Below are 11,561 nucleotides of genomic sequence, written 5' to 3' on the forward strand. Positions count from 1 at the left end.
ATGGTGGTGACCATGCCGGGCTCGAACACCCGCCAGGCATCGCCGAGCTTGTATTCGCCGACGTCGTGCACGTCCATGCCCAGCCAGTGGCCGGTGCGGTGCATGTACATGGGGCGATAGGCCTCGTCCGCGATCAGCTGTTCGAGTTCGCCCGTGAGGATACCCAACCGCAGCAGGCCGGCGGTCAGCACCTGCACCGCCGCTTCGTGTGGCTCGTTCCAGTGGTTGCCCGGCCGCACCTTGTCGATGGCCGCCAGCTGTGCGTCGAGCACCACCTCGTACAGCGCCTTCTGCTGCGGGCTGAAGCGGCCGTTGACCGGAAAGGTACGGGTGATGTCGGCGGCGTAGCAATCGAGCTCGCAGCCGGCGTCGATCAGCAGCAGGTCGCCGTCGTTCAGCGGCGCGTCATTGTCGACGTAGTGCAGGATGCAGCCGTTGGCGCCGCCGCCGACGATCGGCTCGTAGGCCGGCAGGCGGGCGCCCTGGCGGATGAACTCGTGCCGCAGTTCGGCCTCGACCTGGAACTCCATCATGCCCGGCCGACACACGCGCATGGCCCGGCAATGGGCCTCGGCCGAGATGTCGGCCGCGCGACGCATCAGTTTCAGCTCCGCCGCGCTCTTGAACAGCCGCATGTCATGCAGCAGGTGGCCGAGGTCGACGAACTCGCTCGGCACATGGATGCCGGCGCGCACCCTGGCGCGCAGGCCGTTGACCCAGCCGAGCACGCGCTGGTCGAACTCGCCATGCTCACCCAGGCTGTAGAACACCTTGCCGCGGTTCTCCAGCAGGCCAGGCATGATGTCGTCGAGGTCGGTGATGGGGAAGGCGTCGTCGGCGTCATACTGTGCCCGGGCGCCTTCCAGGCCGGCGCGGCGACCGGTCCAGGTCTCCTTGGCCGGATCGCGCTCGCGGCAGAACAGCACGAACTCGCCCTGGGGCCGACCGGGAATCAGCACCGCCACCGCCTCCGGCTCGGCGAAGCCGGTCAGGTACTGGAAATCGCTGTGCGGCCGGAACGGGAACTCGGTGTCGCGGTTGCGCGTGTGATGCGGATTGGTCGGCACGATGGCGATGCCGCCGTCCATCTGCTTCATCAGTTGGCGGCGGCGGGCGGCAAATTCCTTGCGGGAGATGGCAGGGTGCATGAGTGATAACTGGTTGTCGGCGCTGCGGGCTGCCTAGAATAGCCGGCCCACCGCACGCGGGGCGTTGCTGGAGTAGATGACATGGCACAGCAGGATGAAGCGCTCGCCGCGCTCGAGGAGCGCCTGCAGACCGCCGTGCGGCGGGTCGAGGCGTTCGTGCTCGAGTACCGCGCCATGCGCGGGCGCCACCAGCAGTTGGTCGCCGAGCGGGCGGAGTTGATGGACAAGACCAATGCCGCGCGCAGTCGGGTGGAGACGATGATTGCCCGTCTGAAGAACATGGAGCAGCCGTGAGCAAGGACATCGGCGGGGTGGCGGTGCGCGTGCTCGAGCGCGAGTACGTGATCGCTGCCGGCGACGAACAGCGCGGTGCGGTGCTGGCCAGCGCCGACTACCTGAACGAGCGCCTGCGCGAGCTGCGCCGCGGCGGCCGGGTGGTCGGCAACGATCGCTTGCTGGTGTTGGCGGCGCTCAACATCGTGCACGAGTTGCTGCAGGAACGCGCCGCACGCCAGGCGCAGGGCGCGGCGATCGATCGTCTGGCGGCGCTCGAGAAGCGTCTGACGGCGGCGCTCGGCACACTTGAGTCGGCGCCCCATTCCGGGTGAAGATGACAACGGGTTCCACTGCGGTGTTCGTCAGTGGGTCAGACGTTTTCTTGAACCACAAAGCGTAAGCTTTGGAAGCTGTTCGCTGGCCTGTGTGCACGCCCACCTCTGTGTGTGGGAAGCCTGACGGTCATGCCCCTGCTTCCGCCTTGAACCAGCAGGTTCAAGAGTGACGATCCACAACGGCACAAGTGGTGGAGCCCCCGATTTCCCGGCGGCCCGGATGACGGCGTTCACGCTCGGCAGCCTGCGCCGCCGCCTGCGCGCCGAGCGCCGCGCGTTGAGCCGGGCCGAGCGCCAGGCGGCCAGCGCCGCGCTGGCGCGTCGCCTGGCAACCCTGCCGGCGTTCCAGCGGGCCCGGCGTATCGCCGCCTACTGGCCAGCCGACGGCGAGATCGACCCCCTGCCGGCGCTGCGCCGCGCCGCAGCGGCGGGCAAGGCCTGCTATCTGCCGGTGCTGTGCCCGCAGCGCGACGGCCATCTGCACTTTGCCGCCTGGAATCCGCAGGCGCCGCTGCGGCGAAACCGTTTCGGTATCGTCGAGCCGGCCGTGGCGCCGCGTCACTGGCTGGCACCGCGCATGCTGGACCTGGTGCTGGTGCCGTTGGTGGGCTTTGACGGTGCCGGCAACCGCCTCGGCATGGGCGGTGGTTTCTACGATCGCTCCTTCGCCTTTCTCGGCCAGCGCCGCTGGCGCCGTCCGCGCCTGGTGGGCGTGGCGTTCGACTTGCAGCGCGTCGACCGCTTGCCGCGACGGGCATGGGATGTGCCGCTCGACGCGGTGGCCAGCGAGCGCGGTTGCTACCGTTTCCGCATGTTTTGAGGGGGTCGGGCGCTATGGTCTAATGCCGCCCCTGCCTAGCTTGCCCAGTGTGCGCCAGTCGTCGTCTTTGGGGATCGTTCCATGTCCGACAGCTACCTGTTCACGTCCGAGTCGGTGTCCGAGGGACACCCGGACAAGATCTGTGACCAGATTTCCGACGCCATCCTGGATGCCTATCTGGCCCAGGACCCGGATGCCCGCGTCGCCTGCGAGAGCCTGACCAAGACCGGTCTGGCCATGGTGGCCGGCGAGGTCAAGGTGCAAAAGGGCGTGTTCATCGAGGTCGAGGACATCATCCGCGAGGTGATCCGCGACATCGGCTATACCAGCTCGGACATGGGTTTCGACTGGGAGACCTGCGCCGTCATCAATGCGCTCGGCAAGCAGTCGTCGGACATCAACCAGGGTGTCGACCGGGACGATCCGGAGCAGATGGGTGCCGGCGACCAGGGCCTGATGTTCGGCTACGCCTGCCGCGAGACCGACGTGCTGATGCCGGCCCCCATCACCTACGCCCACCGGCTGGTGCGTCGTCAGGCCGAGCTGCGCAAGAACGGCACGCTGCCGTGGCTGCGCCCGGACGCCAAAAGTCAGGTCAGCTTCCTGTACGAGGGCGGTCGCCCGGTCCACATCGACACCGTGGTGCTGTCCACGCAGCATGCCCCGCACATCGGCGAGGCGGACCTGCGCGAGGCGGTGATCGAGGAAATCATCAAGCCGGTGCTCGGCGAGTGGCTGGCGGACAAGCCGACCATTCACGTCAACCCGACCGGCCGTTTCGTGATCGGCGGCCCCATGGGCGATGCCGGGCTGACCGGGCGCAAGATCATCGTCGACACCTACGGCGGGATGGCCCGCCACGGTGGCGGCGCGTTTTCCGGCAAGGACCCGTCCAAGGTCGACCGTTCGGCGGCCTATGCCGCGCGCTACGTGGCCAAGAACATCGTCGCCGCGGGTCTGGCCGAGCGCTGCGAGGTGCAGGTGTCGTATGCCATCGGCGTGGCCGAGCCGACGTCCATCATGGTCGACACCTTTGGCACCGGGCAGGTCAGCAATGGCGTGCTGACGGGTCTGATCCGCGAGCATTTCGACCTGCGTCCGGTCGGCATCCTGCGCATGCTGGACCTGCGCCGGCCGGTGTACCGGCCTACCGCCGCCTATGGCCACTTCGGGCGCGAGGACCAGGACTTTTCGTGGGAGCGCACCGATCGCGCCGAGGCGCTGCGCCGCGCGGCCCGCTGAAGGGGCGCGGGGTAGCCCGGGGGCCGTGCTAGCCGTCGGGTGAGCCGGCGTCGGCCAGGGTCCGCAGGGCCTTGGCCAGGCGCGGGTCCGCGGTGGCATCGGCCACGGCCTGCAGGTGGGCGCGACTGGTGTCGCTGAGCGGCCGCACCGTCGGCGGTGCGACGGCCGGCGGCGGGGTCGCGCAGGCGAGCACGTGCACGCGAACCTCGTTCAGCGACTGGCCAAGCCCGTCACCGATCTGGCGCCGCAGTCGTGGCGCCAGAAAGCGCAGGCGACTGGCCCAGGCGCCACTGGTGACGCCCAGATGCAGGGCGCCATCGGCGACACCGGCGCTGGCCACGGCATCGGCCAGTTCGCCGGGCAGGCACTGGCGCACCTGGGCAAGCAGCTGTTGCTGCCGCCGGCCGTCGGCCAGCAGCTGAGCCAAGGCGCCCCCGGGCGCTGCCAGCAGCTTGTGAAGGTGTGATTCGGAACCCATAATGACCGATCCGGGTCGGGCCGCAGCGGCATGACGACCGCCCGAATTATAGATTCCGTTGATGATCAGCCTGCACGTTCACTGGCCGCGGGCCAACGGCCAGCGCAGCTTCAGTCTGCACGGTCGCGCCGTGATGGCGCTCGGTGGCATGGTGGTCGGCGCGCTGCTGGGCAGCTTTGCGCTCGGCGCCAGCCTGCCGTTGACCGAGGCGCTGCGCGAACGCCGGGCGGTACGCGCGGAACTGGACGCCCAGCGCGCGCAGTTGGACGAATCCCTGCTCGCCGCCCGCGCCCGGGCCGAGGCCCTGGCCGGCCGTCTGGGCGAACTGCAGGGCCGCTTGACGCAGCTGGAGGTGGTCGGCCAGCGGGTGAGCGAAGCGGCCCGCCTGGCGCCGGATGCTTTCGATTTCGACACGCCGCTCGACATCGGGAGCGGCGACGAGCAACCGTTCGCGGTGGTCGATTTCGTGGCCGCGCTCGACGGCCTGTCACGACAGATCGACCGCCGGGCTGCGCAGTTCGCCGTGCTGGACCGGGTCATCGGGGCCGACCTGCTGGAGCACGATGAGGCATTGCCCTCGCCGGTGCCCGGTGGGCAGTTGTCGTCGGCGTTCGGTAGCCGCCGGGATCCGTTCACCGGGCGGCACGAGTTTCATGGCGGGGTGGACTTCCGTGCGCCGCCCGGCACCCCCATTCATGCAGTTGCCGGCGGCCGGGTGGTCGTCAGCGGCTGGGAAAGCGGTTACGGCAGGGTGGTCGAGATCGATCACGGTAACGGGTTTCGCACCCGCTACGCCCACAATCAGGCCAATCTGGTCAAAGCAGGTCAGACAGTGAAACGCAGTCAGGTCATCGCGCGCGTCGGCAGCACCGGTAACACCACCGGGCCGCACGTGCATCTGGAAGTGTTGCGCGCCGGACGGCGCATGGATCCGGCCGATTATCTTCGTGCCCTGGCGGCCCAGGATCTGCCGCTGCGCACCGCGGCCCGCTGAGGTCCGCCATGCTGAAGGGTATCGTGCGCCGCGTCGTCGGCAGCCGCAACCAGCGTCAGATCAAGCGCTACTTCAAGACGGTCGCGCGTATCAATGCGCTGGCCGATCAGTTCGCCGCACTCGGTGACGCCGAGCTGCGCCAGTACACCGACACGCTGCGCCAGCGGCATGCCGACGGCCAGACGCTGGATCAGCTGCTGCCGGAGGCGTTTGCGCTGGTTCGCGAGGCGGCGGGTCGTGTCCTGGCCATGCGCCATTTCGACGTGCAGCTGGTCGGTGGGATGGTCCTGCACGAGGGCAAGATCGCCGAGATGCGCACCGGCGAGGGCAAGACGCTGGTGGCCACGCTGCCGGCCTACCTGAACGCGCTGGCCGGACAGGGCGTGCACGTGGTGACGGTGAACGACTACCTGGCCCGCCGCGATGCCGCCTGGATGGGGCAGGTGTTCGAGTTTCTCGGGCTGTCGACCGGCGTGATCGTGTCCAACCTGGACCCGGCGGCGCGTCAGGCCGCCTACGCCGCCGACATCACCTACGGCACCAACAACGAGTTCGGTTTCGACTACCTGCGCGACAACATGGCGTTCACCGCCGAGGACCGGGTGCAGCGCCGCGCCTACGCCATCGTCGACGAGGTGGATTCCATTCTGATCGACGAGGCGCGTACGCCGCTGATCATCTCCGGCCCGGCCGAGGGCGGCACCGAGCTGTACGCCAAGGTGAACGTGCTGGTGCCCAAGCTCACGCGCCAGACCGAACCCGATGGCCCCGGCGACTACCACGTCGACGAGAAAACCCGCCAGGTGCTGCTCACCGACGCGGGCCACGAGCACGCCGAACAGTTGCTGGCCGCCGCCGGCCTGCTCGGGGAAGGCGAGAGTCTGTACGACGCCGCCAACATCACCCTGATGCACCACCTGAACGCCAGCCTGCGCGCCCACACGCTGTTCCAGCGGGACGTGCACTACGTGGTCAACCAGGGCGAGATCGTCATCGTCGACGAGTTCACCGGTCGCCTGATGCCCGGCCGGCGCTGGTCGGAGGGCCTGCACCAGGCCATCGAGGCCAAGGAAGGGGTGTCGGTCAAGCAGGAGAACCAGACGCTCGCCACCATCACCTTCCAGAACTACTTCCGGCTGTACGACAAGCTGTCCGGCATGACCGGCACGGCCGACACCGAGGCCTACGAGCTGCACCAGATCTACGGTCTGGAAGTGGTGGTGGTGCCGACCCACCGGGCGATGGTCCGCAAGGACCTGGGCGATCAGGTGTTCCTGTCGACGGACGAGAAGTTCGACGCCGTGCTGGAGGACATCAAGGAGGCGCATGGCCGCGGCCAGCCGGCACTGGTCGGCACCGCCTCCATCGAGACGTCCGAGCTGGTGTCGCAGCGCCTGAAGAAGGCCGGCATCCCGCATCAGGTACTGAACGCCAAGTACCACGAGCAGGAGGCGCAGATCATTGCCCGCGCCGGCGAGGTCGGTGCCGTCACCATCGCCACCAACATGGCCGGCCGCGGCACCGACATCGTGCTCGGCGGCAACCTGGAGGCGCGCCTGCACGGCGTCGAGGACCCGGCCGAGCGCGAACGCATCCGCGTCGCCTGGCAGGCCGACCACGACAAGGTGGTCGAGCTCGGTGGCCTGCACGTGGTCGGCACCGAGCGCAACGAGTCGCGGCGTGTCGACAACCAGTTGCGCGGGCGCTCCGGGCGTCAGGGCGACCCCGGCTCGTCGCGCTTCTACCTGTCGCTGCAGGATGACCTGATGCGCATCTTCGCCTCCGACCGGGTGTCCGGCTGGATGCAGAAGCTCGGCCTGCAGCCCGGCGAGGCCATCGAGCACCCGTGGGTGACGCGCGCCATCGAGAACGCCCAGCGCAAGGTCGAGAGCCGCAACTTCGACATGCGCAAGCAGCTGCTCGAGTACGACGACATCGCCAACGAGCAGCGCAAGCTCATCTACCAGCAGCGCAACGAGCTGCTGGAGGCCGAGGACGTGTCCGACACCGTCCAGGCCATGGTGCGCGACGTGGTGGGGGCGCTGGTGGACCGTTTCCTGCCGCCCGGCAGCGTCGAGGAGCAGTGGGACCTGGCCGGCCTGAAGGACACCCTGCACGCCGAGCTTGGCAGCGCCGGCGACCCGCAGGCACTGGCAGCGGCGCCGGACATGGATGGCGAGACGCTGCGCGAGCGCCTGATCGACATCGTCGAGACGGAACTGGCGCAAAAGCAGGGGCGGGTCGAGCCGGCGGTGATGCGGCACTTCGAGAAGGCCGTGATGCTGCAGGTGCTCGACAGCCACTGGAAGGATCACCTGGCGGCCATGGACCACCTGCGCCACAGCATCCACCTTCGCGGCTACGCGCAAAAGAACCCGAAGCAGGAATACAAGCGCGAGGCGTTCGAGCTGTTCACGCAGATGCTCGAGCGCGTCAAGACCGACGTGGCGATGACCCTGCTGCGGGTGCAGGTGCGGGCCGAGGAAGACGTGGAGGCGGTCGACCGCCAGCGCCGGCCGGCCGGTGTCTACGACTACCAGCATGCCGAGGCCAGTGCCCTGGCCGGCGAGGCGCAGGCCGACGAATCGGACGTGGCGGTGGCGGAGCGACCGGCGGCGCCGTTCGTGCGCGCCGGACGCAAGGTCGGCCGCAACGAGCCGTGCCCGTGTGGCTCGGGCAAGAAATTCAAGCAGTGCCACGGCCAGTTGCAGTGAGGCCGGCCGCGTGGCGGTGAACCTCGCCCCGCCCGGCGCCCTGACGCCGGTCGCCGGCGTGCGTCTGGCCGCCGCCGCTGCCGGCGTGCGCAAGCCCGGTCGCGACGACGTGGTGCTGCTGGAACTGGCGACCGGCAGCCAGGTGGCGGCGGTGTTCACGCAAAACGCCTTCTGCGCCGCGCCGGTGACGGTTGCCCGGCGCCATCTGGCAGCCACGGCGCCGCGCTATCTGCTGATCAACGCCGGCAACGCCAACGCCGGTACCGGTGATGCCGGACTGACGGCGGCGCTGGCCTGCTGCGAGGCGCTGGCGCGGGACGGCGGGTGTGCCGCCGAGGCGGTGCTGCCGTTTTCGACCGGCGTCATCGGCGAGCCGCTGCCGGTCGAGCGCATCACGGCGGTGCTGCCGGCGCTGCACGGTGCGCTGGCCGCCGACGGTTGGGGTGCGGCCGCCCAGGCCATCATGACCACCGACACCGTGGCCAAGGGCCACAGCGTGCGCGTCGATACCGCGCAGGGATCGATCCACGTGACCGGCATCGCCAAGGGATCGGGCATGATCCACCCGAACATGGCGACCATGCTGGCCTTCGTCGCCACCGATGCGGCGCTGCCGGCCGCCCTGCTCGACGCCTGCCTGCGGCGCGCCGTGGCCGGCAGCTTCAACCGCATCACCGTGGATGGCGACACCTCCACCAACGATGCCTGCGTGCTGATGGCCACCGGCAAGGGGCCGGTCACCATCGCGGCGCTGGACACGCCTGCCGGCCAGGCCCTGCAGCAGGCGGTGGACGCGGTATGCCGCACGCTGGCGCAGGCCATCGTGCGCGACGGCGAGGGGGCGACCAAGTTCATCAGCGTGCGGGTGACCGGCGGCCGCGACGCGGACGAGTGCCGCGCGGTGGCCTACGCCATCGCCCGTTCGCCGCTGGTCAAGACGGCGTTTTTCGCCAGCGATCCCAACTGGGGCCGACTGCTGGCGGCGGTCGGTTACGCCGGGGTGCCGGCGCTGGACATCGACCGGGTCGGCGTGCACCTGGGCGAGGTGTGCATCGTGCGCGACGGTGCACGGGCGCCGGACTACACCGAGGCCCGGGGTCAGGCGGTGATGGCGCGCGACGAGATTCCGGTCACCGTGGCGCTTGGTCGCGGAGACGCCGAAGCGACGGTATGGACCTGCGACTTCTCCTACGACTACGTGCGCATCAACGCCGAGTACCGCACCTGACAGCGTGTGGTTCGCGCCGGCGCTGGGGTCGGCCCGGCGAACACGGGCCTGATCCGCGCGAGCCGCGGCGGGCGTGCGCCGGACCTGCGATGCAGGAACTGCACGGCACGCGCTTATCTTCCCTACCCCAGGATCGATGCCCGTGAGTGGCGCTCCGCTTGAGGTCGCCGTGGGCGTGCTGCGCCGCGAGGATGGTGCGGTGCTGCTGGGCCGGCGCCTGGCCGGTGGCCATCTGGCCGGTTACTGGGAATTCCCCGGCGGCAAGCTGGAGGCCGGCGAGACGCCGTTGCAGGCGCTGGCGCGCGAGCTGCACGAGGAGCTTGGCATCGAGGTCGACACGGCCGCGCCGCTGATCCGTCGCCACCATCACTACCCGGCCACTGCCAACCATCCCGAGCGTCGCGTCGTGCTACATACGTTCGAGGTCACGGCCTGGCGCGGCGAGCCGCGCGGCCGGCTGGGTCAGGCGCTGCGCTGGTCGGCGCCGCAGGCCATCGATCCCGCGCAGCTGCCGGCGGCCAACGGCCCGCTGCTGACGGCGGCGCGCTTGCCGGATGTGTATGCCATCAGCGGCGGCTTCGACGGCGACCGGGCGGCATTCCTGCAGCGTGTGCGCCGTTTGCCGTCACGCGGGGTGCGTGTGCTGTGCCTGCGCTGCCCGGGCCTGGCGCCGGATGCGTATCGGACGCTGGCGGCAGCCGTCATCGGGGTGGCGCGGCCACTGGGCGTGGCCGTCATGCTGCACGGCGACGACGCCGAACTGGCCACGCTGGCGCAGACGCTGGACGCGGCCGGCGTGCACCTGCCGTCGCGCGCGTTGCGCAGCGGGGTGAAGCGTACGTTGCCGGGTGCGTTGTGGCTGGCCGCCTCCTGTCACGATGCCGACGAACTGGCCGCCGCCGCTGCGGTTGGCTGCGACTTTGCCGTGCTGTCACCGGTGGCGGCCACGGCCAGTCACCCGCAGCAGGCGCCGCTGGGCTGGGCACGGTTCGAGGCGCTGCTGGAAACGGTGTCGCTGCCGGTTTACGCGCTCGGCGGCATGCGGTTCGACGACGCCGCCCGCGCCCGCCACCACGGCGGACGTGGCGTGGCGGTGCTGCGCGCGGCGTGGGACTGAGGCGGTCGCCGGCTCAGTCGCCGGCGTGGCGGCGCAGCATCTGGTACAGCGCGTCCTTCAGGCGCAGGCGTTCCTTCTTGCGCGCTTCCAGGTAGCTGTCGGCCGTGTTCTGGGCGCCGGTCTCGATGCGGTGCACCTCGTGGTCGAGCTCGTGATACTGCGCGAACAGGCTGGCGAAGTGCGGGTCGCTGACCTTCAGCGTGTGGATGGCGTCGTGGAACTCGGGAAATTCGTGGTGCAGGTCGTGTTTTTCGAGACTCATCGGGAGTGCCTTGCCGTTGCCGTCGGCGGGCTGCCGACGGCCTGCGCCCAGACTAATCCCCGACTCGATGGCGTGCGTTGATTGCCGGCAAGCAGGCGCGATCAGGGCGCGTTGAGGTAGCCGCGTCGCGTGGCCAGCTCGATGGCCGCCCGGGTCGGCTGGTTGAGGTCCATCACCGCCGCGGCGGCCGGCGTGAACCAGCCGATCTCGACCGATTCGTAGTTCTTGCGCGGCGCGGGGCGGCCTGGGACGCGTGACACGTAGTTGATCAGCAGGAAATGCCGCGGTTCGAGGAATTCCGGGCTCTCGATGCAGTCCTGGATGCACAGCCAGTCGGCGTGCTCGACAGCAAGGCCGGTCTCCTCGCGCAGCTCGCGCCGGTAGGCGTCGAGCAGGGGCTCGCCGTAGTCGATCTTGCCGCCCGGCAGGCCCCAGCGGCCGGACCATTTGGCCGTGCGCACCAGCAGCAGCTCGCCGGTGTCGGCCACCAGCAGGCCGCCGACGGTGGCGATCACCCGCCGCTCGCTGGCCAGCAGGTGTTCGCGGTCGATGAGGTCGATGATGGCCCGCACATCGGCGAAGGCGTGATCCGGCCGCTCGGCGCGCAGGCGATCCTCGGTGGCATAGCCGTACAGGGCGGCGCCGGCGATGACGCCGGCCGCGTGGGCGGCCTCGATGTCGTGCGGGGTGTCACCGACGTAGAGGGTCTGGTCCGGCCGGAAACCCGACGCACCGACGATGCGCTGCAACACCGGCACCTTGTCCGCCGCGCCGCCGCCGATGTGGCGGAAGAAGCCGTCCAGGTGCAGGTGTGTCAGCAGCTGTTCCAGCAGCGCCGTGGGCACGCTGGAGCACAGGCTCAGCGCCACGCCACGCAGGCGGCACACATGCAGCAGCGCCGGCACATGGTCGAACAGCGGCGCCTCTTTCATGCGCGCGGCGAAGCG

Annotated in this window: 12 protein-coding genes and 1 other RNA gene; 9 read left to right on the top strand and 4 right to left on the bottom strand. The window is 69.8% G+C overall.

Annotated features, from left to right (window positions below; translation table 11 throughout):
- On the bottom strand, positions 1-1,148 hold a 1,148-nt coding region (locus ABYX71_RS07095), incomplete at its 3' end, for an aminopeptidase P N-terminal domain-containing protein (protein ID WP_372695812.1).
- An 81-nt stretch (positions 1,149-1,229) separates the two neighbouring features.
- On the opposite strand from ABYX71_RS07095, the gene ABYX71_RS07100 reads away from it, so the two are divergent.
- The 5 genes from ABYX71_RS07100 to metK all read left to right on the top strand — a co-directional run bounded on the left by ABYX71_RS07100 (position 1,230) and on the right by metK (position 3,821).
- Positions 1,230-1,442, top strand: a complete 213-nt coding sequence (locus ABYX71_RS07100) for a TIGR02449 family protein (RefSeq protein ID WP_372695813.1) — start codon at positions 1,230-1,232, stop codon at positions 1,440-1,442.
- The gene (locus tag ABYX71_RS07105; RefSeq protein ID WP_372695814.1) at positions 1,439-1,756 is read left to right on the top strand and encodes a cell division protein ZapA; all 318 of its coding nucleotides are present in this window, start codon (positions 1,439-1,441) and stop codon (positions 1,754-1,756) included. Before ABYX71_RS07100 ends, ABYX71_RS07105 begins: the two co-directional genes overlap by 4 nt.
- Before the next feature lie 12 nt (positions 1,757-1,768).
- Positions 1,769-1,958: non-coding RNA, 6S RNA (gene ssrS, locus ABYX71_RS07110), on the top strand.
- 21 nt (positions 1,959-1,979) lie between these two features.
- Entirely contained in the window at positions 1,980-2,579 is a 600-nt protein-coding gene (locus ABYX71_RS07115) for a 5-formyltetrahydrofolate cyclo-ligase (RefSeq protein WP_372695815.1), read from the top strand.
- Between the two features lie 81 nt (positions 2,580-2,660).
- On the top strand, positions 2,661-3,821 hold the full coding sequence (gene metK, locus ABYX71_RS07120) for a methionine adenosyltransferase (protein ID WP_372695816.1): 1,161 nt from the start codon (positions 2,661-2,663) through the stop codon (positions 3,819-3,821).
- A 28-nt stretch (positions 3,822-3,849) separates the two neighbouring features.
- On the opposite strand, the gene ABYX71_RS07125 is transcribed toward metK, so the two are convergent.
- Positions 3,850-4,299: a DciA family protein gene (locus tag ABYX71_RS07125; RefSeq protein WP_372695817.1), complete on the bottom strand. Its 450-nt coding sequence runs from the start codon at positions 4,297-4,299 to the stop codon at positions 3,850-3,852.
- 61 nt (positions 4,300-4,360) lie between these two features.
- Between ABYX71_RS07125 and ABYX71_RS07130 the strand changes: the two genes are divergently transcribed.
- From ABYX71_RS07130 to ABYX71_RS07145, 4 genes are all read left to right on the top strand, one after another.
- Positions 4,361-5,293, top strand: coding sequence for a M23 family metallopeptidase (locus ABYX71_RS07130; RefSeq protein WP_372695818.1), 933 nt, complete (start codon positions 4,361-4,363; stop codon positions 5,291-5,293).
- Between the two features lie 8 nt (positions 5,294-5,301).
- Positions 5,302-8,007 (top strand): preprotein translocase subunit SecA, encoded by a 2,706-nt coding sequence (secA, locus tag ABYX71_RS07135; RefSeq protein ID WP_372695819.1) that lies wholly within the window; start codon positions 5,302-5,304, stop codon positions 8,005-8,007.
- A 10-nt stretch (positions 8,008-8,017) separates the two neighbouring features.
- The gene (gene argJ / locus ABYX71_RS07140; protein WP_372695820.1) at positions 8,018-9,235 is read left to right on the top strand and encodes a bifunctional glutamate N-acetyltransferase/amino-acid acetyltransferase ArgJ; all 1,218 of its coding nucleotides are present in this window, start codon (positions 8,018-8,020) and stop codon (positions 9,233-9,235) included.
- Between the two features lie 142 nt (positions 9,236-9,377).
- Positions 9,378-10,352, top strand: coding sequence for a Nudix family hydrolase (locus ABYX71_RS07145; protein WP_372695821.1), 975 nt, complete (start codon positions 9,378-9,380; stop codon positions 10,350-10,352).
- A gap of 13 nt (positions 10,353-10,365) precedes the next feature.
- Here ABYX71_RS07145 and ABYX71_RS07150 read toward each other — a convergent pair whose 3' ends face one another.
- Both ABYX71_RS07150 and ABYX71_RS07155 read right to left on the bottom strand, forming a co-directional pair.
- Positions 10,366-10,614 (bottom strand): YdcH family protein, encoded by a 249-nt coding sequence (locus ABYX71_RS07150; protein ID WP_372695822.1) that lies wholly within the window; start codon positions 10,612-10,614, stop codon positions 10,366-10,368.
- A gap of 101 nt (positions 10,615-10,715) precedes the next feature.
- On the bottom strand, positions 10,716-11,561 hold an 846-nt coding region (locus ABYX71_RS07155; protein WP_372695823.1), incomplete at its 5' end, for an NUDIX domain-containing protein.

The sequence above is a fragment of the Immundisolibacter sp. genome (genome assembly GCF_041625615.1).
In the GTDB taxonomy this organism is placed as follows: Bacteria; Pseudomonadota; Gammaproteobacteria; order Immundisolibacterales; family Immundisolibacteraceae; genus Immundisolibacter.

Bases quoted from the DNA above. Each gene is read 5' to 3' on its own strand.
- ABYX71_RS07100 (WP_372695813.1), top strand. From the start codon at position 1,230: ATGGCACAGCAGGATGAAGCGCTCGCCGCGCTCGAGGAGCGCCTGCAG.
- ABYX71_RS07115 (WP_372695815.1), top strand. From the start codon at position 1,980: ATGACGGCGTTCACGCTCGGCAGCCTGCGCCGCCGCCTGCGCGCCGAG.
- metK (WP_372695816.1), top strand. From the start codon at position 2,661: ATGTCCGACAGCTACCTGTTCACGTCCGAGTCGGTGTCCGAGGGACAC.
- ABYX71_RS07125 (WP_372695817.1), bottom strand. From the start codon at position 4,299: ATGGGTTCCGAATCACACCTTCACAAGCTGCTGGCAGCGCCCGGGGGC.
- ABYX71_RS07130 (WP_372695818.1), top strand. From the start codon at position 4,361: ATGATCAGCCTGCACGTTCACTGGCCGCGGGCCAACGGCCAGCGCAGC.
- secA (WP_372695819.1), top strand. From the start codon at position 5,302: ATGCTGAAGGGTATCGTGCGCCGCGTCGTCGGCAGCCGCAACCAGCGT.
- ABYX71_RS07150 (WP_372695822.1), bottom strand. From the start codon at position 10,614: ATGAGTCTCGAAAAACACGACCTGCACCACGAATTTCCCGAGTTCCAC.